Annotated in this window: 13 protein-coding genes; 6 read left to right on the top strand and 7 right to left on the bottom strand. The window is 54.3% G+C overall.

The features are described from left to right. Positions 1-331: 331 nt before the first annotated feature. A complete protein-coding gene (locus tag AC4G46_RS02115; protein WP_491126476.1) occupies positions 332-2,317 on the top strand; it encodes an anaerobic ribonucleoside triphosphate reductase in 1,986 nt (661 codons plus the stop codon). After that, a complete protein-coding gene (gene nrdG / locus AC4G46_RS02110) occupies positions 2,314-2,829 on the top strand; it encodes an anaerobic ribonucleoside-triphosphate reductase activating protein (protein ID WP_491126475.1) in 516 nt (171 codons plus the stop codon). The genes AC4G46_RS02115 and nrdG overlap by 4 nt, the downstream gene beginning before the upstream one ends. 211 nt (positions 2,830-3,040) lie before the next feature. Here nrdG and ssuE read toward each other — a convergent pair whose 3' ends face one another. Then, positions 3,041-3,592: an NADPH-dependent FMN reductase gene (gene ssuE / locus AC4G46_RS02105; protein WP_277471312.1), complete on the bottom strand. Its 552-nt coding sequence runs from the start codon at positions 3,590-3,592 to the stop codon at positions 3,041-3,043. Positions 3,593-4,081: 489 nt separating this feature from the next. Here ssuE and serS point away from each other — a divergent pair, with 489 nt between their 5' ends. Beyond that, positions 4,082-5,368: a serine--tRNA ligase gene (serS, locus tag AC4G46_RS02100; protein WP_491126474.1), complete on the top strand. Its 1,287-nt coding sequence runs from the start codon at positions 4,082-4,084 to the stop codon at positions 5,366-5,368. A 719-nt stretch (positions 5,369-6,087) separates the two neighbouring features. Then, positions 6,088-12,375 (top strand): S-layer homology domain-containing protein, encoded by a 6,288-nt coding sequence (locus AC4G46_RS02095; RefSeq protein ID WP_491126473.1) that lies wholly within the window; start codon positions 6,088-6,090, stop codon positions 12,373-12,375. 88 nt (positions 12,376-12,463) lie between these two features. On the opposite strand, the gene AC4G46_RS02090 is transcribed toward AC4G46_RS02095, so the two are convergent. Beyond that, positions 12,464-13,609 (bottom strand): DUF4179 domain-containing protein, encoded by a 1,146-nt coding sequence (locus tag AC4G46_RS02090; protein WP_491128769.1) that lies wholly within the window; start codon positions 13,607-13,609, stop codon positions 12,464-12,466. Further along, a complete protein-coding gene (locus tag AC4G46_RS02085; protein ID WP_491126472.1) occupies positions 13,584-14,183 on the bottom strand; it encodes an RNA polymerase sigma factor in 600 nt (199 codons plus the stop codon). Before AC4G46_RS02085 ends, AC4G46_RS02090 begins: the two co-directional genes overlap by 26 nt. A 215-nt stretch (positions 14,184-14,398) precedes the next feature. On the opposite strand from AC4G46_RS02085, the gene AC4G46_RS02080 reads away from it, so the two are divergent. Both AC4G46_RS02080 and AC4G46_RS02075 read left to right on the top strand, forming a co-directional pair. Beyond that, positions 14,399-15,304, top strand: coding sequence for an ArsR/SmtB family transcription factor (locus tag AC4G46_RS02080; protein WP_491126471.1), 906 nt, complete (start codon positions 14,399-14,401; stop codon positions 15,302-15,304). Positions 15,305-15,332: 28 nt separating this feature from the next. Then, on the top strand, positions 15,333-16,607 hold the full coding sequence (locus AC4G46_RS02075) for an MFS transporter (RefSeq protein ID WP_491126470.1): 1,275 nt from the start codon (positions 15,333-15,335) through the stop codon (positions 16,605-16,607). A gap of 387 nt (positions 16,608-16,994) precedes the next feature. Here the strand turns inward: AC4G46_RS02075 and AC4G46_RS02070 are convergent, their stop codons facing one another. From AC4G46_RS02070 to AC4G46_RS02055, 4 genes are all read right to left on the bottom strand, one after another. Continuing rightward, positions 16,995-17,633, bottom strand: a complete 639-nt coding sequence (locus AC4G46_RS02070) for a histidine phosphatase family protein (RefSeq protein WP_491126469.1) — start codon at positions 17,631-17,633, stop codon at positions 16,995-16,997. A gap of 116 nt (positions 17,634-17,749) precedes the next feature. After that, entirely contained in the window at positions 17,750-18,553 is an 804-nt protein-coding gene (locus tag AC4G46_RS02065; RefSeq protein ID WP_491126468.1) for an AAC(3) family N-acetyltransferase, read from the bottom strand. Positions 18,554-18,578: 25 nt separating this feature from the next. Then, positions 18,579-20,171: a response regulator gene (locus AC4G46_RS02060; RefSeq protein ID WP_491126467.1), complete on the bottom strand. Its 1,593-nt coding sequence runs from the start codon at positions 20,169-20,171 to the stop codon at positions 18,579-18,581. After that, positions 20,168-22,060, bottom strand: coding sequence for a cache domain-containing sensor histidine kinase (locus AC4G46_RS02055; RefSeq protein ID WP_491126466.1), 1,893 nt, complete (start codon positions 22,058-22,060; stop codon positions 20,168-20,170). Before AC4G46_RS02055 ends, AC4G46_RS02060 begins: the two co-directional genes overlap by 4 nt. Between the last annotated feature and the right edge of the window lie 34 nt (positions 22,061-22,094).

Below are 22,094 nucleotides of genomic sequence, written 5' to 3'. Positions count from 1 at the left end.
CCTGCGAGGAACAGGAGAGGTGTCCGTATGCGGCCTGCAGCAGCAGAATCAGCCTACCCGGATGACCGGGACATCAGGCTGCCGATACCTGAGGACGATAGTCCCTATTGCCTTCAGGTATCGGCTTCTGCAAAGGATAAGAAGGCAGATCATGCCCCTTCTCCTGACACCCAGACCTCTGGCAAATATCCGCTTATACGGGTATTTAGAACGCATCCGGGCATTTTCCGCCTCCAAGGCGGGAGGTGCCTTTTTACTGGGCTCAGACAGACTACATATTGAGGATTAAATAGATTTAACGGACCACTATACCGAGAGGAGAGAGTTACATATGACGCTGCTGGAGAAACGGCACAATAGCGGACAAGCTGCACAGGAGGTTCTTCTGAATGAATTGATACATTTAGGCCGGGACATTATCGACAGCGCCGATCTGGATCTGCTGCGTGAGAATGCGAACCTGAACGGAGAAAGCTTTTCCGGAAAAATGAGTAAATTCGGCAGTGAATATTCCAAATGGTATGCCCGCAATTTCACCATGCCGCCGCAGCTCGTACAGGCAACGCTCGATAACGTCGTTTATGTCCATGACCTGGACCAATACGCTATCGGAACAACCAACTGCATCTTCATTCCGTTCGAGCGCCTGCTGCGCGAAGGCTTCAACACCGGCAACGGCAGCGTCCGCCCTCCTAACTCGATTATGACGGCAATGTCGCTGGTGGCGATAATCTTCCAGTCCCAGCAGAATGCCCAGTACGGCGGCGTATCCGCCAACAAAATTGACTTTGACCTTGCGCCATATGTGACCAAATCCTTCGCCAAGCTGTTCCGCAAGGGTCTTGGCTACTTTGAGGAAGGCGAGGCAAGCGAAATCGCCGGAGAGATCACGATGAGCCGCAGCGATCTGGCTGAGCAGTATCCGCGCTCCTTCCGCTTCGCACAGAAAGAGACCGAGATCGAAACGCTGCAGGCTGCAGAGAGTATGATCCACAACCTGAATACGATGTCCAGCCGCTCGGGCGGACAGATTCCTTTTACCAGCATCAACTACGGCACCTGCACTTCACCGGAAGGCCAACTGGTTATCAGCTCCCTGCTGACCGCAACGATGAACGGCCTGGGCAGCGGTGAAACGCCGGTGTTCCCGATCCAGATATTCAAATGCAAGCAGGGCGTTAACCAGCAGCAGGGTGACCCGAACTACGAGCTGTTCCTGAAGGCGGCTGAATGCTCGGCCCGCAGACTGTATCCGAACTTCGCCAACCTGGATGCGCCGCTCAATCTGCAGTACTATGATCCGGCTGATCCGGATACAGAATTCGCAACCATGGGCTGCCGCACGCGTGTGCTCGGCGACCGTTTTGGACGTAATCACTGCTCCGGCAAGGGCAACCTGTCCTTTAACACACTGAACCTGGTCCGTCTCGGGCTGGCCCACGGCACCATTACCGGACGCCGGCTGGCGGCTGATGAAGAAGGCTTTTACGATGACCTCAACCACTATATGGACATTGCGCTGGAAGGCCTGCTGCACCGTTTCCGCATCCAGGCTGCCCAAAAGGCCAAAGCCTCCGATTTCATGATGCGTGAGGGCGTATGGGAAGGCGGCGAGGCGCTCGCTCCCGAGGATATCGTAGGAGATTTGCTCAAGCACGGCAGTCTCTCCCTCGGCTTCATCGGGATGGCAGAATGCATGAAGGCAATGTACGGCAAGCACCACGGCGAGGACATGGAGGTTCACGCCAAAGCACTGGCCATCGTCCGCCACATGCGTGAATATTGCGACCGCAAGAGCGATGAGCTGGATCTGAACATCACGCTGTTCGCTACACCGGCTGAAGGCCTGTCCGGCAAATTCACCAAGGTGGACCGCAAGGTACTTGGATCGATCCCGGGCGTAACTGACCGTGAATACTACACGAACTCATTCCATATTCCTGTGTACCATGAGCTTGGCGCAGCCCAGAAGATCAGCCTGGAAGCTCCGTTCCATGAATACTGCAATGCCGGCGCGATCTCTTATGTAGAGCTGAACGGGAATGCGCGGAGCAATCCGGCAGCTTTTGTCAAAATCATCAAGTACGCGCTGGAGCAGCAAATCAGCTATTTCAGCATCAACCACCCGATTGACCGCTGCTCCGGCTGCGGCTATGAAGGGGTTATCGGTACCAACTGCCCTTCCTGTGGCGTTCATGAACATGACGTGCATATCCGCCGGCTGCGCCGGGTAACCGGATATCTGACCGGCGACTACCAGACCCGCTTCAACGCCGCCAAGCAGGCTGAAGTGAGAGACCGCATCAAGCATCTATGAATATCTGCGGCTATTATCCGGAGTCTATAAATGAAGGAGAGGGCATGCGGGCGGTTATCTTTATAAGCGGCTGCCGCCACCGCTGCCCCGGCTGTTTCAATCCGAAGACCTGGAACTTCAATTTCGGCGAGCCGTTCACGCTGGAGCGGCAGCGCGAGATTATTGCCGAAATGGCTGCCAATCCGCTGCTGGACGGACTGACGCTGGCGGGCGGCGATCCTTTTTTCTCCGCTGATGAGGCCTCCGGCTTCCTCCGTGAGCTCCGCGCCGAGCTGCCGGACTTCCCGGTCTGGATTTATACCGGCTACACGTACGAAGAGCTGACCGCTGCTCCGGGCTCCCCGGAGTGGAACCTGCTGGCCATGTGCCAGGTTGTCATCGACGGCCGGTTTGTCGAAGAGCTCAAGGACACTACGCTCCCTTACCGGGGCAGCAGCAACCAACGGATTATTGATATCCCGGCCAGCCTGGCCGGCAGCGAGGTTGTGCATTGGCAGCCGGCGGTGCTGTAAGCTGCGTAAGACGCTATTCCAGATCAAACCAGGGCTTATGGAAGGTTTATATTCTCACCGTGGCTGCAGCATTCTGCTGGCGGAATAAGGCATTCTATTGTATTTTGTACACATTCAAAAAGCTCAAAAGCCCCGTACCGCCGGATTTCCGGCAGTGCGGGGCTTTGCTGTAGCAGCAGCTGTATCTCAGCAGCTTCAATAGATTGCGTAACTAGACCGTTTTACGCGCAGCCTTCGCCGCGGTCTCTTCCGCCAGCTCCTCAAGCACACTGTTCAGGCGCAGCTTGAGCTCGTCGGCCAGCTCAACGACACCCTGGTCGTTGCGCACCGCCTGGGAATCAACAGCGTATACGCCGCCCAGAATATGGCGGGCACCCAATACGGACAGTACAGGCTTGAGCGCATAGTCAATCGCCAGCAGATGCGCAAGGCTGCCGCCCATGAAGAGCGGAAGTGCGATTTTGCCGGCCAGGCCTTTTTGCGGGACCAGATCAAGGAAGGTTTTGAGTACACCTGTGTAAGAAGCCTTATATACCGGACTGACAACAATTACGGCATCCGCTTCGGCTACGAGCCCGTTGGCTTTGACAATAGCCTCACTCTCGAACTTGGTATGGATCAGGTCTTCTGCCGGAAGCTCGGCTACATTAATCCGTTCCACTTCAAAACCGCGCCCCCGCAGATCCGCCTCTGCATATTCAATGACCGCGTTAATCCGCGATACCAGGGACGGCGTCCCGTTGATAACAACTATTTTGGCCACATCTGCACCTCTTCTGCTATAGTTTATAAGAACATATGCCGCTCATCGCGGTCTAAAATACTTTAAATTATTAATAATCCTATCAAAAAGGACGGAATATTGTCAAACCTCAAAATGTGCCCATCCCGTCATCCTCATGCTTGCCGTTATCCTACTGCCCTGCGGCCAAAGTATATTTCAAAAAGCCCGTTTTTCATCCCATTGCTTGCGTGTGCCTGTTTTCTGGGATATAATGAGCGGCAAACCTATATTGCAATCCTGCCAATGACCGGCATCCAACCGTGAGGCGTCTGCGACCGGAGCAGTTTCTTGTTCCCTAAGTTCACCGGGTTTCGCCCGTTACCGCGAAGACCAAAGAGGACCGAACCTCCTGCAAGCCTGTATTTCCGCAAGTTCGGTCAACCTGGGTGGCACCGCGAGCTGACGCTCCTCGTCCCATGGATGAGGGCGTTTTTTGTATTTTTTTAAGACAAAAGGAGCGAATGCGGTATGCTGGACATGAACTGGATCAGGGAAAATCAAGAGCTTGTGAGAAATACGGCACTTTGGAAAAGGGTCGATCCCGTGCTGGATGAACTGCTGGAATGGGACGACAAGCGGCGTGTGCTGCGCCGTGATACCGAGCAGCACCGTGCGGAGCGCAACACGCTGACCAAGGAGACCGAACAGCTGCTGCGCCGGGGCGAGCATGCTGCCGGTGAGCAGATCAAGGAGCAGGTGCGGGCAATTAATAGCCTGCTCGGAACACTGGAAGCGGACCTGGAAGAGGCCGAGCGCCGCTGCGGTGAACTGCAGCTGCTCGTCCCCAACCCCGTATCGGCCGACACGCCGATCGGCAAGGACGACAGCGAGAATGTGGAGCTGCGCCGCTGCGGAACGCTGCCGGAGTTCGGCTTCGCCCCGCGCGATCATGTCGAGCTGGGCGAACTGCACGGCATCCTCGACATTCCGCGCGGCGTCAAAGCCGGCGGCCCGCGCAGCTATGTGCTGAAGGGCGCAGGGCTCGATCTCCATCTCGCCGTGCAGCGGCTGGCACTGGATGTACTGGCGCAGCGCGGCTTCACGGCGATGGATGTGCCGGTTATTGTCCGTCCGGAGGCGCTGGAGCGGACCGGATTTTTCCCCGGCGGCCGGGATCAGACCTATGAGCTGAACGGCGAAAACCGCTGGCTGGCCGGCACCTCGGAAGTCTCGCTGGTCTCGCTGTACAGCGACGAGACCGTGGAGCTTGACGAGCCCATACGGCTGGCCGGCATGTCAACCTGCTTCCGCCGCGAGGTCGGCTCGGCGGGACGCGATGTACGCGGCCTGTACCGGGTGCATCAGTTCTCGAAGATTGAGCAGGTTGTATTCTGCCGCAATAACCCGGATGAATCGGAGCAGATGCTGCAGGAGATTCTGGCCAACGCCGAGCATATTCTGCAGCTGCTGGAGCTGCCCTACCGTGTAGTCGCAGTGTGCAGCGGCGATATGGCCCTGAAAACACATAAGCAATATGATGTGGAGACCTGGATGCCCAGCCGCGATGCCTTCGGCGAGACCCACTCGGCCTCGAATCTGCATGACTTCCAGGCCCGGCGCTCGAACATCCGCTACCGCGATGAGCACGGCCGCCTGCAATACTGCCATACGCTGAATAACACTGCCGTAGCTACACCGCGTATATTGATCCCGCTGCTGGAGAACCACCAGCAGGAGGACGGATCGGTCCATATACCGGCAGCGCTGCGGAAATATATGAACGGGCTGGAGCGGCTGGAAGCACCGCAGGTGTAACAGCCATAGGGCAGCGTGATGGGCTGCCTTACACACCAGCGCTAGGATACCCTTCAGTTGTTCAAATAAAAGGCAGCAGAGAGCGTTCACAGGACGCCGCTCTGCTGCCTTTCTGTTTTCCCCCTTTCTCCTCCTCCCCTTTTGCCCACATGGCTGCACTTTGTACAATTAAAACGATCGTTTCCCGCTCATTTCTCCCTTTAACTGTACTCTATACACTTAAAAAGTGATAAAAAAAACCGTTTGTCTGTTCCGGGCTATTTTAGCTGCACCAAATACACTTATGTGATGCAAAGACCCATTTCCGCTGTTTTTAGCTGCACATACTACAACTATCCGCTCTGGCACCTGAGCACCCGGAACCTAAGATTTAGAAGGTTTTAAATGATATAAGGTTCCGCCGTTTACACTCAAAACATCAAATTCAACAGAAACTTTTTCATAAGAATTACATAAACATAACATTACTTTTACATAATCATAGTCTTCATTTTATATTAAGATCGCAAACAGCCTGATCGTTCATAGTTTTTCACTACATATCCCTAATTTTTTGTGCATTCTATATAAACTTTCTGCCTTTTAATTTTATTTAACATAAAATTAATATATATTCATGTGAGACAACCTTTCATTTTACAAACAGATGTTACACTTACTAGGTTGTAAATCATAGTTTGAGAGGAAGTGGGTTTAGAATAATGGTTATTTCTCACAGGATGCAGAAATGGCTGTCCGCAGGACTGGCAATGCTGATGCTGATTGGCATCGTAGTCCCTGCCGGACAAGTTGCACAGGCAGCAACAGATAACAGTAATATTGTAATCTCACAGGTTTATGGCGGCGGAGGCAACAGCGGCGCTGAACTCAAGAATGACTTTATTGAATTATATAATCCTACTGACAAGGCGGTGAGCCTAGACGGCTGGAAGGTACGTTATGCCAGTGCCGGCGCGAGCGGTGATCTTGCTACAACGAAGAACATCACCGACTTGAAGGGAACAATTCCCGCTAATGGTTACTTCCTGATCCAACAGGCAGCAGGAACCGGCGGTACCAAGGAACTCCCCACTCCGGATGCAACAGGCTCTTTAGGCCTGGGCGCTGCCGGTGGTAAAGTTGACCTCGTTAACAGCGCAGGTGTAAGCGTTGATATGGTAGGTTTTGGTGCAGCTACTGCATATGAGGGCAGCGGTCCTACCGAACCGACTAGCGCAGTACTTGCAGCTATCCGCCAGACTGCTGCAGGCGCTCCGGCTGACAGCCGCGGTCTGGACACGGACAACAACGCTAACGACTTCGTAGTCCAAACCCCGGACCCACGCAACAGCAGCTACGGTATCAAACAGGCTGTTGAGGCTGTAACCGCTGCACCAGCATCCAATGCCTGGCCGCAAGGCACAGCGATCACCCTTAACACAGCTACAGTAGGCGCAACAGTCTATGCTGCAGTTTACATAGACGGCGCTTCAGCCGCATACACGCCGTACAGCGGACCTATCCAGCTGAACGCGCCGACGACAATTAAGGCGTATGCCTCTGTCGCGGATAACGTGTACAGCACGGTTTCGACTTTTGACTATTCTATCCTGACAAAACAGAATATCTCCGCTGTAAGACCTGCGGATAAAGGCGACAATGTATGGACTGAAGGCGTTGTAACCCGCATCGACGGTGCGAAAACGTACATTCAGGATAACACAGCAGCAATTGTGCTCTACGGGTTCCCGGCTTTTGCACAGGTTGGTGACCGTGTAGAGGTTCAAGGCGCAATGGATATCTATAGTAACCTGCAGGAGCTTAAGACAGTTACCGGCCTTACTTACAAGGTGACTGCCGAGAACGCAGGCGTTCCGGCGCCCAAGCTGATCACCGCTGCAGATCTTTCATCCGCTAACGGCGAAGCTTTTGAAGCACAGCTTGTTACGCTCAAGGATGTAACCATCAACAGTAAAGACGGAAGTACTGTCATTGCCAGCCAGGGCAATCAGACATTCACTATCTACTCCGGCCTTTCCCAGTTGGCGGCAGGTAAACATTTTGACCAGATTACAGGTGTAATCGAGCAATTCAACTCGACTTATCAGTTCATTCCACTGGGTGCAGAAAGTCTGGTAGAGGAGCTGTTCTCCGTAATAGCCAGCCCGGGTGCGGGTCCGATTATCATCGGCGGACAGGTTACGCTCTCCAGCCCTACTGAAGGTGCAACAGTGCACTACACAATTGACGGCACTACACCGACAGCAGCAAGCCCGCTGTATACAGCACCAGTTACTGTCGACAAAGACACTGTAATCAAAGCTGTTGCAGTACTTAGCGGCCAGACCAGCAAAGTATATACCTTTGAATACAAAGCTACCGAACAACCGCGTATCCATGATATTCAGGGCGAATCCCATACCTCCAGCTTTGCCGGTCAAACGGTGACGGATGTAGAAGGTATCGTTACAGAGCTGGGATATACATTTGCAAATGGCAGTTATAAAGGCTTTTTCATCCAGGATCCTAAGCCTGACAATAACATCAACACCTCGGAAGGGATTTACGTATACAGCACCAATGCCAGCTTGAAACCTGCTATCGGGGATCATGTGGCGGTTACGGGTCTTGTCTCCGAGTACAATGAAGGAAGCAGCAGCAACCTGACTTCCACCCAGATCACACTCAGCTCGATTAAGACGATTGCAAAGGATGTTGAGCTGCCTGCAGCAGTAGTGCTGGGTAAAGGCGGACGGGTTATTCCGGACTCCATCATCGACAATGACGGCCTGACCGTGTTCCAGCCTTCTGAGGATGCTGCGGATTTCTACGAATCCCTTGAAGGCATGCGGGTTACCCTGCCGACCCCGACCATTATCAGTCCTTACTGGACAAGCGGCGGCGGTAATTCAATGGTTTACAACATTCCTGTAAGAGTAGAAAATACAACACAGGACGTAATTACACCTGCCGGAGGACTTGTCCTGAAGGGATCAGATAACCTTAATCCCCAGCGCCTCCTGATCGCTTACGGCGATCCCGGACAGCAAGTAGGTACAGGTGACAAGTTTAACGGTAATGTTACAGGTGTTATCGGCTATAACAACGGCAATTACAAGGTTATCCCAGACAATGGAAGCCTGCCAGGCATTACACCTAGCACATTCAAGCAGGAAACCTCCACTATCACTGTAGATAACGAGAAATTGCTGATTGCTTCCTACAACATCGAGAACTACTATCCGGGCGTAGGAGCAGCAAAGATTCAGAAGCTCGCTGAATCCATCACGACAAATATGAAAAAACCGGATATCATCGGCGTTGTTGAAATGCAGGACAGCGACGGTGAAGGCAATAACGGTAATGTGGAAGCCAGTGCGGCCGAGCTGATTCAGGCGATTCAGGCTGCCGGAGGCCCCCTCTACACTTATGTTGATATCGCTCCGGTTAATAATGAAGACGGCGGGGCACCGGGCGGAAATATCCGTGTCGGCTTCCTTTACAATGCAGCAAGAGTCAAGCTGTCTGACAGCATCAATGGTCAAAAGGGCTCTGCAACCCAGGCTGTCGGCTACGATGCAGCCGCTGATAAGCTGAGCTACAATCCAGGCAGAATCGACCCTACTAACAAAGCTTTTGCCAGCTCGCGCAAACCGCTTGCGGCCCAGTTTGAATTCAACGGTGAAAAGGTTATTGTGATCGCCAATCATTTTAACTCCAAATCGGGCGATAATGGTCCATTCGGCAATGTGCAGCCGCCTGTGCTTTCGAGTGAAACACAGCGCCATAATATTGCTGCAGTAGTGAACGGGTTTGTCAAAGAAGTTCTGACAGCCAACCCGTCCGCGAACATCGTCGCGCTTGGTGACCTTAACGATTTCCAGTTCACTCAGACGGCAACTATTCTAAAAGGCACCGAGCTCGATAACCTGATTGACAAGCTGCCGCTGAACGAACGCTACACTTACACGTACGATGGCAACTCACAGGTGCTTGATCATATTTTGGTAAGCAAAAACCTGACAGCCTCCGCTGAGGTTGATGTTGTCCACCTGAATGCAGACTTCCCCGCAGACCGCGGAAGAGTGTCCGACCATGATCCGGTTCTGGCCCAGGTCGACCTGAATGCAGACTTCTCTCTGAGAGTCCTGCACACGAACGACACGCACAGCCATCTGGAAACCGTCGTTAAACGGATGACGGCGATCAAGCAGGAACGTACCGGCAACTCCATCCTGCTCGATGCAGGGGATGTATTCTCCGGCACGCTGTACTTCACCAAGTTTGAAGGGCTGGCTGATCTGGAGTTCATGAATTACATCGGTTACGATGCCATGACCTTCGGGAACCATGAGTTTGATAAGGGTCTGCCGACGCTCAGAGCCTTCATCAATGAGGCAGAATTCCCGTTCATCAGCTCCAATATTGATTTCATTACCAAAAACAATGAGCTGAAGGATATTTTCGTTAACAAGGTTGGCGGTTCAGATTCTGCTACTCCGGTAGAGAACGGCCACATCTATCCATCCGTTATTAAAGAAGTTTATGGTGAAAAAATCGGGATCTTCGGCCTCACCACTGAAGATACTGTAGGCCTGTCCTCACCGGGCGACAACATCGCCTTCAAGGATTACAAGACCAGCGCCGAGAACACAGTCAAAGCTCTGCAGGCACTGGGCATTAACAAAATCATTGCTGTATCCCACCTGGGCTACAATGTGGATCAGAAGCTGGCTGTTGAGGTTCCGGGCATCGACGTTATCGTCGGCGGACACACTCACACCAAGCTGGACGCTCCGGTTATCTTCAACAAAGACACTGAGCCGACCCTGATCGTACAGACCGGTGAATACGGCACATACCTCGGCGAGCTCGATGTGAACTTCGACGACGAGGGCGTTATCACAACGTACAACGGCAAGCTGATCGACACGACAAAATATGCGGAAGATGCAACCGCCAAAGCCATGCTCGTGAAATACGACGCTGAGCTGGCGGCGATCCGTCAGACTGTAGTCGGCAAAACCGACGTTCCGCTCGTTTACGACCGGATGATCAACGGCAAGCTGACCCGGGTTGTCCGGAGTGAAGAGACCAACCTCGGCAACCTGATTGCTGACGGTATCAACGTAAAAGCCAAAGAGCTGGTAAGCAAGCTGATTCCTGATGCTGAGCAGTCCACTATCAAAGGCTACGTAGCCATTCAGAACGGCGGCGGTATCCGCGCCGGGATTGATCAAGGCGACATCACCCTTGGTGAAGTACTGACGGTAATGCCATTCTCCAACAGCCTGGTTGCCCTGAAGGTAACCGGCCAGGAAATCATTGCTGCCCTGGAGAACGGCGTCAGCGGACTGGAAAGTGATCAAGGCCGCTTCGCACAAGTCTCAGGCATGCGCTACAGCTACGATTCCACCAAGAAGCCGGAAATCATCAATGCTACAACCAATGTTGTTGAACAGGCCGGTGAACGTATCGTCTCTGTAGAGATCAAGCAGGCCGACGGCAGCTACACTGCCATTGATCCTAAAGCTTACTACATCCTGTCCACCAACTCCTTCATGGCAGGCGGCGGTGACTTCTACCGTTCCCTGGCAGCTGCTAAGGCAGACGGACGTTACTACGAGCTGTATCTGCCGGACTATGAAGTCTTTACAGATTATCTGGCACAGGTTGGAACAGTAAACAATGCTACGGAAGGACGCATCAAGGATTTGAAGGGTGCAACGCCTACGCCTACGCCTACGCCTACACCTACAACAAATCCGGGCAATCCTTCAAATGGCGGCGGACCAGTGGCAACACCGTCACCTACTGCGACAGCAACAGCTACACCAGCACCAACGGCTGCACCGCAGGTGACAACCATTACTGCCGAGACGCTGACAGCCCAGTTCGCTGCACTGCCTGCAGGCAGCAATGAGCTGGTTATCCCGCTGACTTCTACAACAGGCGGAGCCCAGGCTGTACTTCCGGCCAGCGTGCTGATCCAGCAGGCTGCAGCCAAACCGGCGTCAGTGCTTACCTTCAGTACGACAGACGGAACCTCTTATTCGCTTCCGCTCAGTCTTGTGAATGGAACAGCACTTGCCGCACAGCTTGGTACGAGTAACTTTACGATCACTGTATCCATTCTGCCGGCCGACACAGCTACGCTGAGCAGTGTGAATCAGGCTGTTGCTGCACAAGCAGGATCGGTTACGCTGGCAGCACCGGTAATTGAGTTCACCATTTCTGCTCAGGCCGGCAATAACAGCGTGCCGCTGAACAGCTTCGGCAGCACCTACGTAAGCCGTACTATCAAGGCAACACAATCATTGAATCCGGACAATGCGACTGCTGTCTCCTTTGATCCGGCAACCGGTAAGCTTTCGTTCGTGCCTTCCGTATTCACTACCCAGGCTGACGGAACTACCACAGTTACGATCAAACGGAACAGCAACAGCTATTACACCGTTGTCCAGTCCAGCAAGACATTCGGAGATATCACCAGCCATTGGGCCAAATCGGCTATTGATCTCCTCGCATCCAAGCTGATTATCACCGGAACAAGCGATACGGCTTTCTCACCTTCACAATCGGTGACCCGTGCAGAATTCGCTGCCCTGATTACCCGCTCGCTCGGTCTGGCAACAGCAAGCAGCGGTACCAACTTCAGTGATGTCAACGCAGGTGCCTGGTATGCCGATGCTGTGCACACAGCAGCTGCTGCAGGACTGATTACCGGCTATACAGACGGCAGCTTCAAGCCGAATAGCCCGATCACCCGTCAGGAGATGGCTGCGATTCTGTCCAAAGCCATGAAATACACCGGCAAGTCAGTGAACAGTGACCCTGCGGCGCTGGCTAAATTCAGCGACGCCGCTTCCCTTCCTGCCTGGTCTCAGACGGCAGTAGCCGAAATTGCTGCTGAGGGCATTATCCAGGGACTGCCGGACGGCTCGTTCGCTCCGCAGAAATCAGCTACCCGCGCGGAAGCTGCTACGATGCTGGAGAAGACCCTGCTGGCGCTTGGCTTTATCAACTAAAAGCTGCGTAACTACATTTAAAGAGGCGGTTCCCCCGGATGTGAATAGCATCCGGCAGGAGCCGCCTCTTTTTTTTGACACCAAAGTATTATTCAGCCGCCGCTACCGGCACAGTTACTTCTAATTCAGGAATATACTCGACCTGCACATTCCCCCCGGCATCGAGCTGAAATTCACTGGTACTGTTCACTTTGTATACAAAATGATACGGTTTTATGGTTATTGACTGCGGTATGGACGCCAGTGGTGCGAACCTTGAGTCCTCAATTAGTACATTGCCGTCCGTAGCGCTCGTCCCGTTTCCCGACAGCATCTGGATTTTGTTCCCCTGGTCATCAAACAGATCGTATCCGATACTGCCGCCGCTGCTGTGCATTTCGGATATCGTCATGCCGTCCAGCTCCAGGCGGGTTGTAATATTGGTTGTCACCGGTGTCAGCTCAACCTTGTCCACCTGCATCACAACATTCCCGGAATGCCGGACCGCGGAAGGCGCCAGCACCAGATTGTCCCTTGTATTCAGCTCCACCGGAATATCGAGCAGGAATGGCTCTTCTATCCCCGTCACTCTAAACTGCAAGCCCAGCTCGAACTGCTCCGGAAACGCCTGCCCGCCTTGATTTCGCAGGTCCGAGAATTCCAGCACCAGCTTATCACTGTCCGGTACCGGGAAAAGAAACGGTCCGATGCTGCTGCCATACGGAGCGTAATCATTGAGCGGCTGCCCGTTAATGGACAGTTCAACGTCAGTCATGGCTTCCTGCAAAGACCCATTCTGCCCCCTTGCTTCTGAAGCCGGTGCTGTGCGCTCAAGCCCGACGGATACCCGTATTCCGTCAAAAGCTACCGCCGTCGCCGCCACGCTCACCCCGCCCTGTGTATCGCTTACTCCCGGATCGCTGTACAAGCCCTGCTCATCAGCGGCCCGCAGCCCGAGGTCGCCTGCCAGCTGGAATACCCGCGCCATTCCGGGGATCTGCTTCAGCGCTTCAGCCGCCGCCGGTGAAATCAGGCCGGCCCCTGCTGCTGCAGTCATGACAAGCACAGCCGCCGCCACCGCTGCAGCTGGCTTGCGCCATCCCCGCCGCCCTGACGCTGCCTCCCGGCTCACCTGCCTGCGCTTCTGGTCATACCGGTCCATAACCCTCCGGGTCAGATCAATCTCCGCAGGAGTGTCCCGGATCATCTGTTCAAGCCGCCCCAATTCCTTATCCTCTATCGCCGTGCGGTTCACCAAGCCTGATCTCCCCCTTTGTTTTTTGCCGGCCCAGCTTGTCCCGCAGACGCTCATATTTCTTGCGGACTCTGGCCGGATTCATGCCTACAATAACCGCTATCTGTTCAAAATTGTACTGCTCAAGCGCCCGCAGCAGCAGAATCTGCCGTTCCTCAGGATTCAGCCGGGCCAGCAGCTCATGAACCTTGTCTGTAAGCACAGGCCCGCTTCCCTCCGCCTCAGCCTCGGCCTGCTGCCGCCTGTACATGGCGAACAGCCTGAAGCCCTTGCTCCGCTTTTTAAGCAGGTCTGTACAATGATTCCTTGCAATTCTGTACAGCCATGCGGAAAAGGATACCGTCTGCCTGAAGCCGCCGATATGCTCCAGTGCTTTAAGAAAAATGTCCTGCGCTGCATCCTCTGCCTCTTCCCGGCTTTCCAGCAGGTAGTAGCAGTATAAGTAAATCGGACGCTGAAAGTGCTCAATAATCGTGCTGTAGGCCTGCACATGACCCTGCTGTACCTGCTCTACGATCAATGCAAGCTCACCGTCTTCCCATGCCTTTCTCCCGGTATGTGCCGGCTCCTTCATAAGCTCCTCCCCTCTCTTTGCCTATATAACTGAAAAAGAATGCGTTTTGTGACATGTATTAAAAGCTGGCTATAAGGCCTGCTTCGGGCAAGTGCATTATTATTACTTGAAAGATCCAAATGGTTCGCTTATACTAAAACAAATTGGTTGTTCTATATTTATAGAACTCATTTAACCAAACCAGAAATTCTTCTCTTGAAATGAGGAAACACTCCATGAGCTACAGTGTTGAAGTTGATTTTGCACCTATGTATGAATGTATCGCCAGCCTTAACGCATTTCTTTACAAACAGAATCATAATGCCATGGACGCCGGTAAGCTGTGGGTCCGTGAAGTGCAGGACCGGTTCGCTCCGGTGCAGCTTCAGAAGATGCGGGAGGTTATCAGCCGGGCAGAGGATTTCAATTTGAATCCCTATATCTGGAGCTGTCCGGTTGAGCGGACGGTCCACGGATTCCTAAGCTGGTTCGAGGATCTGACTACAGGGGAGCTATTTGAGATTTCCGGACGTTTCGGCCAGTCCGTCCCTGCCAATCTTTCCGAACTGCGCAGCAGTGCGGCGGAGATGCTGCGCGTATGGGATGCCGGCTATTTCAGCGGTATTGATCCGCAGATTCTTGCGGGACTGCAGAGCGAAGCAGACAGCCGGAGAAAGACGCTTGGCGGCGGGAATGACATGGAGGTTTATGAACAGGCAACTGCCGGCATGCGCCTGTATCCGGCAGAGCAGCTGAAGCAGGTCATTCTTATTCCCCAGTATCACCCCCGGCCGCTCGTTACCACAGCTTTTTATGATGAGTTTGTGTTCACCAGCTACTCCTGTGATGTGCTTCCTCCGGAGGAGGGACGTCCGGCTGCGGCGCTGCTGCGGCTTACCCGGGCTCTGTCCGATGAAACACGGCTGTACATTCTCCGTCTGCTTACCGGCCGGCAGCTGAGCTTCACTGAAATCGTCAAGCAGGTGGGCCTGTCCAAAAGCACGATCCATTACCATCTGATCGCCCTGCGCGCCGCCGGGCTGGTCATCGTCCACAGCAGCGGCAAAACGGCCTCCTACAGCCTGCGGCTGGAGGCGCTTCGGAATCTGCCGCAGCAAATCGGATCTTATCTGGAGAGCTAATCCGGATTAATAAAGGACGGGGTTATGTGTGTTCAAACAAAGAAACAGTTATTACGGACTTTTGGCGACCATATCCTTGAGCACCTTCGGCGATACCTTCGGGCTCCTGGCGATGGAATGGCTGGTCTATGAGCTGACCGGCTCCAAGCTGGCCATGGGTGCGCTTGTGCTCGCCTCCGGTATTCCGGAGCTCCTCATCCGCCTGCTGGGCTCGCCGCTCTCCGACCGGCTGAACCGTGTGCGCCTGATGGCCTGCCTCGGATCGCTCCGGCTGCTGGCCATCCTCCTGCCGCTAGGCATGGGCCTTATCGGCCAGCTGCAGCTCTGGCATCTCTTCGCCGCAGCCATGCTCAGCGGTGCCTGCTCTGCGCTGTTCCTGCCGACGGCAACCGCCGTCGTGCCCGGCGTAGCCGGCGACCGCAAGCTGATGCGGGCCTTCGCCGTCATCGAAGGCTGCAAGGGCGCTGCCGCCCTGCTCGGGCCGGCGCTGGCCGGCGTGCTGACCGCATCCAGCGGAGCACTGCCGGCTCTGGGCATCAATGCGCTGTGCTATTCAGCCGCAATTGCCACTCTGTTCAGCCTGCCGAAGCTGGCAAAACCCCGGGAAGCAGCCGGCCGCTTCTCCCTTCAGGAATACCTGGGGGAAATCGCCGAGGGGTTCAGCTTCTACAGGAAGTTCCCGGCCATGCTGACTATTATGGTCCTGGTCTCCGTCAGCAATCTCAGCTCGGTTGCCGTCTGGACTATGATGGTCCCCTATGTCCGTGAAGTGCTGCACCGTGATGCGGCTGCGCTGGGCTCCCTGACTACGGCATCGGCGCTTGGCTACCTGAGCGGAATCAGTATCGTCTCGCTGATCGGAGAGATCAGACGCAGACGGCCTTTCATGCTCGGCAGCCTGATCGGAATCGGGCTGGTCACCGCTTTATGGGGGCTCATTCCAAGCTATCCGTTCGCCCTGGCCGCGGCATTCACGGCTGGCGTCTTCGGCCCGTTCTTCGGCTCCCTGAGCTCCGCTCTTCACGGGCAGCTGGTCCCGGCAAGCCACCAGGGCCGGGTGAATTCCATCCGCTTCCTGATCGGCGGCGGATTGCAGCCGCTTGGCGCTTTTGCCGGCGGAGCGGCCGCCGAATTTTACGGGGTTCCGGCGCTGTTCGTTGCAGCCGGGCTGCTGCCGGTGATGTGTGCCGGGATCGCAGCACTGCTCCCCGGCCTGAAGGCACTGAATGGTGACCTGACACAGCTTGCGGCTGGAGCCCGGCTGGGTGTTCCGGCGCCAAGCCAGGTGCAGCCTGCCAAATAGAGAGCGCAAACAGGCAGTGCCGTTTACGGGCACTGCCTGTTTTTACAGCTATGCAAGTATTCTAGAGCTAACCAGCCTCATTGGAATTGCCCGCCAAGGGGCTTGTTGATCGAACTAAGTGGATTTTCGCCATCTATTCAGGAGCAATCTCCCCGGAACGGAGCTGCTAATTGGAAAAATGTCACTTAACTCTGCGTTTATCGTACTCAAGACGCGAATGTGACCGAAATAAGTGTCGCTTTTCCAACTAATCACTACCAATCGGTAAAAATATTAAAATTAAGTAGCGATTATCCAACTAATTGTTGAAGACCCGGTTATAGTGCATAGAGGGCGAATGAGACACCGAGTATCCAACAAATAGATTCGGGGTTACAGCCTGCATCTCTACGATTCCATAACAGCATCAGCCGACTCATAATGACTGATGTCCCCATGCAGCACGATCTCCGGCACACCATCCTTGATGTCGATCCGGCACAGGCAGGTTGGATGAATATAAGGCAGATCCCACAGCTTGTTCATCGGCCGTGCTTCAAAGTACGCCATCAGCACTTTGATTACAACTGTGTGCGTCACAATAAGCACCGTCTGTCCCTCATGGGTACTCACAATCTCCTGCAGCTTGTTCAGCGCCCGCTCCTGCACCTGGGCGAAGGTCTCACTGCCCTCCACGCCGAATTTCTCCGGGTCTTCCCAGAAATACCGGAACTGCTCCGGTTCAGCCAGCTTGATTGCCGGGGATTCGCAGCCTTCCCAGCCTCCCATACATAGCTCCTTGAACTCGTCGCAGGCGGTTACGGGAATCTTGCGTGCTCCCAGAATAATCTCTGCAGTCTGCAGCGTCCGAGGGCTGGAGCTGGCATACACTGCATCCAGGTGCACCTCCTGCAGCCCCTTGCCAAGCCACCCGGCCTGCTGTACCCCAAGCGGAGTAAGCGGCGAGTCCTGATGCCCCTGCATCCGCTGCTGCACATTCCATTCCGTCTGGCCATGCCGGGTTAAATAGATTGTTGTTGTTCCCATAGGTAACTCCTCCTTGAATCTGCCCTGAGTTTAGTACTCTCTCTAAATGCTGCTACCTGATCACTTATCCCGAGTCCCACCTAACGAGTCCCTCCGGTCACCGGCACCCTGCCCGCCTACTTCCGGTTCTGCTCCAGCCACTTCACGCCGTAATCCACCAGTTCCCGCTGCGGCATCAGCTGGGCGGCCGATGCCGCCACAAGCCCGTGCCGGATCAGGCCCGTCTCCCGGCCGAAATCCTCCCCAAGCGCCTTGAAATCCTCTGACTCCCAGTTCAGGTCCCTGAACTGTACCCACTGCCGGGTCCCGTCTACCAGCATAGGCGTACCGGGGGTCACCTCCTGCTTACCGGGATACTCTGCCCGGTATTCCGACAAATGCAGGGAGGTGTTATTCAGGCTGTCTACACCTAGCAGCAATACGCTCCCGTTCAGATCGTAAATCCGGGCGAGCGGAGACTGCTCGCCGAAGGCGAATTCCAGCGCGTGCCCGTCAATAATGAAGTCCCTGTGCTTCCCCCAGGCCACAAAGGAATCCACCGGATGGCTGCTCCGCTTAACCCCACGCTGCTTGCGGAACGTATCTGCGATAACGCCCATACCCCGTAGCGGGGTCAGGTCAGGATCATAGGCCGGCATCTGCTCGCGGATTGTCTGCCACCACGCTTCCGGCACGGGCGGCCTGCTCCAGCCTGCGGGATCGGTCTGATCGGAGGACTGCGACGGCATGACGAGTGTCCCCTCCGTCCCGAGCACCTCCTCCAGAGCAAGAATAACGGCCACCGGACCGCCGGCTACCCACTGGCCCAGTGACTTAAAAGACGAATGCAGCAGCAGGGTCATGCCCTCCCGTACACCCAACCTGCGGAAATCAGCCGCAAGCGACTCTACTGTAATCAGATTGCCTTGTATCTCTTCCACTTCCGTACCTCCAAGCCTGCATTTCTTAATAAAGCTCCTTATCCTCCGGGCGGATACTGCCTGCGCCCAGCAGCTTGATCCGGTATTCTCCGGGGGAGATGCCCTCCAGCTCCTTGAATACACGGGTAAACTGCTTGCTGTTCTCAAATCCGACCGCCTCCGACACTCCCGACAGCTTCATCATCCGGCTGCCTGCCAGCAGCTCTTTGGCATGGCGGATACGCACTTTTTTGAGATAGATGACAAAGCTCTCGCCTGTGTAGGCCTTAAACGCCTCACTGAAATAAGAATAGCTGAGCGATACATGGTTGCTGACCATCGCCATATTCAGCGGACGCGCATAATGCTCCTCAATATAAGAGAGTGCCGCTTCCATGTCGGCATGCTCGGTATGTGCGGAACGTACTCCTATAATATAATCGTTTACACTGAGCAGCAAATGCTCCAGCGCGCGGTAATAATCATGAAAATGGCGGTAATTATACAGATTGCCCACTGTACGGTACAGCTTCAGCACCTCAACGGAAGCCTCCCCATGCACCCGGAATACCTCATCCAGCACACGTTCGTTGATACTGCGGGCCACATTCTCCACGTAAGCCAGATCCAGATGCTGCAAATGCTCCGTCTGAAAAATATTCCCGATCAGGTTCTTAATCTCCTTTTCCCGTTCGGTCCCCAGCATATTCAGCAGCTTGCGCAGCTCCTCCTCCGGCAGGGGAAAGCTAAGCCGGTCAGCACGGATACTCCCGTAATCCATAAAACCGGACTGAGGAGTCAGAAAAGTATACTGCAGTGCACGGCAGGCCTGTTTATAGCATTTCTGAAAATCCTCCGGGTTGCCCGTTGTCTCGCTTACCCCCATCAGCAGCCCTTTAATCTCCTTCGTTTCCGCGATGCTGTACAGATTCAGGAACGCTTCAGCCCTCCCGCCGGCAAGGATCAGCTTTCCTTCCCAGTCGGTCAGAATCTCGCTGAACTGCTGCTCCAGCGGCCCCGTCAGCCGTTCCAGCAGCCCCTGCACCTCACCCGAGTTCATCCGCGTGCCATCGCTGTAGTAATAATTTATAACGCCTACCATATACGGAAGCTGCAGCCTCCCCAGCTCCTCCAGCTGCTCAGGGGCGGGCTGCACATCCTGCTGCTGCAGCAGGCGCTGGAGGCGGGCGATGCGCAGCTCCCTGCGGTAGTTCTCGGTTTCCAGCGCCTGCCGGGTTGCACCGCTTTCCTGCGCTTTTCGTTCCTGCTGAATCTGCTCAAGGGTACCGAACAGCTCCTCACGGCGGATCGGCTTCAGCAGGTAGTCCTTCACCCGGTGGCGGATCGCGCTTTTGGCATATTCAAAATCATCATGGCCGCTCAGGATAATCACGGCCGGACGCCGGTCCGGCAGTACTTCCTCCGATAAATGCTCCAGCAGCGTGATACCGTCCATCACGGGCATACGGATATCGGTAATAATGATGTCAGCCGGCTCCCGCCGGAACAGCTCCAGCGCCTCCTGGCCGTTACCTGCCAGCCCAATCGTATAAACCGCCGGATATTCCCGTTCAATCATTGCCTTAAGGCCCTGGCGGATCATTTTCTCGTCATCTACGATCAGCAGTTTCTTCATCATCTCTTATCCCCCGTCAAAAGTACTTTAGGCAGCGTCATGAATACCGTAGTCCACCGCCCCGGCTCACTTTGCAGCTCCAGCCCGTAAGCCTCGCCGTAGAACAGCTGCAGCCGCTGATGTACATTCCTTAGGCCGATGCCTCCGGCCTTGTAGCCTGCAGTTCCCTTACCCGAAAACTCTGTGCTCTGCTCTTCTTTGGCGTAAATGTTCTCATGAAGAGCGGCCAGCCGCTCCGGCGTAAGCCCGCAGCCGTTGTCGCCAATCAGGATATAGAGCTCCCCCTGCGATTCGGTCACATCAATACGTATGCTGCGGCCTTCCGGCTCATCCCCGCCGGTATTCCAGGCATGCTTCACACTGTTCTCCACAATCGGCTGCAGCGACATTTTCAGCACTTCGACTTCCATATAAACCTGATCTATATTCAACTCCAGATGGATGGGGTGTTCAAACCGGATATTCATAATCTCAATATAATTCTGAATATGGCGGATTTCATCGCGCAGCTTCACATATTCGCCTGTCCATTTAAAGTTATAGCGCATCATGCCGCCCAGCCAGGTCAAGGCATCGGAGATCATCCGCTGATCCTCTATCTCCGCCAGCATTTTAATATTTTCCAGCGTATTGTAGAGAAAGTGTGCGTCAATCTGATTATGCAGCGTGCGCAGCTCGGCCTCCTTCGTGAGCGCCTGTTTATGCACGGCCTGGGCCACCAGCGTATTAATCGTGTTCATCAGCTTGTTGAAGTGATGCGCCAGCTCCCCGACCTCTCCGCCTCCGCGGATGGCAAGCCCCGTATAGGTCTCGCCTTTGCGCACCTTTTTCATCGTTTCGGTCAGCAGCCGCAGCTTTTTGAGAATGAAGGCATTCATGACATAGGCGATCAGCGTAACCAGAAAAATAAACCCGATGTTGGCGCCGATCAGCAGATTGCGGGTCTGGGAGATATGCTTCATTACATCTTCCATGGATACCACATTGATCAGCGAAGCGCCGATCCGCTCAAGCGGAGTATGAATCAGCATGAACGAGCTGCCGTTCTCTTTATAATGAATGTCCCATTCCCCGGTCTCCCCGTAATGCTTCAGCCGCTCGGTGATGGCCTGCTCCAGCTGTGTATAGTTTTCTGTAAAAGAGTTGTCACTGCGTGTAAACAGCCGCATTCCGGAATCCGCAATGAACATCTGGGACTGGTTATCGCGCACATCTGTATAGGTCTTTGGTGTAAAATTGTTCAGCATCATATCCACCTGGATCATCCCGACATGATGGCCGGCCGGAATGCTGATTGCCCGCAGCAGGGAGACCTTGGGCTGTCCCTCTGTCATTAAATTGGTGTAACGCTGCATGACGTCGGGGTCATTGCTCTGAAACACCCACAATTCCCTTTCTTCAAGCTTCAGCGCTTCCTGATACCACGGCTCCTCATACACCCGGTCTTCACGTAAAATAATTGGCCAGATCTCATACATACTCTCGTTGTTTGAGTACAGGCGCAGATGCTCAATGCCCGGGTTATTCAACTGGATTCGGCTTAAATTGACAAACGTTGTGTTATTAAAATCAACAAGCTCCCCTAACGTAAGAGCGCTCTCATTTGAGAGATAGCTCCTTACAGCCGAATCGGAATAAGCAATCTGTGCCGCCCGCTCCATCACTTCAATCTGATTGACGATGTGAAGCTTCTCCATCTGCAGCAGGTAATTGTTTTTATCCACGGCGTCACGGACATAGGTATTGTTAATGGTTCTAAAAGAAAACACGGAGACAAGCAGACTCGGGCCGAGGATAATGAAAATATAGGCGGCCACCAGCCTGCTCTGCAGCGATCTGCGCCCCCACCAGTAGCTGAAGGAACTCCAAAGCTCTCTTATCCGTTTACGCATACGCACTCTCCTGTTAACGCATCATCTCAATATA

The sequence above is a fragment of the Paenibacillus sp. fava2 genome, from assembly GCF_058313675.1.
The sequence above is the reverse complement of the archived record's forward strand: the minus strand, read 5'-3'. Positions and strand labels throughout refer to the sequence as shown.

Bases quoted from the DNA above. Each gene is read 5' to 3' on its own strand.
- nrdG (WP_491126475.1), top strand. From the start codon at position 2,314: ATGAATATCTGCGGCTATTATCCGGAGTCTATAAATGAAGGAGAGGGC.
- AC4G46_RS02070 (WP_491126469.1), bottom strand. From the start codon at position 17,633: ATGGGAACAACAACAATCTATTTAACCCGGCATGGCCAGACGGAATGG.
- AC4G46_RS02055 (WP_491126466.1), bottom strand. From the start codon at position 22,060: ATGCGTAAACGGATAAGAGAGCTTTGGAGTTCCTTCAGCTACTGGTGG.
- AC4G46_RS02095 (WP_491126473.1), top strand. From the start codon at position 6,088: ATGCAGAAATGGCTGTCCGCAGGACTGGCAATGCTGATGCTGATTGGC.
- AC4G46_RS02115 (WP_491126476.1), top strand. From the start codon at position 332: ATGACGCTGCTGGAGAAACGGCACAATAGCGGACAAGCTGCACAGGAG.
- AC4G46_RS02080 (WP_491126471.1), top strand. From the start codon at position 14,399: ATGAGCTACAGTGTTGAAGTTGATTTTGCACCTATGTATGAATGTATC.
- serS (WP_491126474.1), top strand. From the start codon at position 4,082: ATGCTGGACATGAACTGGATCAGGGAAAATCAAGAGCTTGTGAGAAAT.
- AC4G46_RS02085 (WP_491126472.1), bottom strand. From the start codon at position 14,183: ATGAAGGAGCCGGCACATACCGGGAGAAAGGCATGGGAAGACGGTGAG.
- AC4G46_RS02060 (WP_491126467.1), bottom strand. From the start codon at position 20,171: ATGATGAAGAAACTGCTGATCGTAGATGACGAGAAAATGATCCGCCAG.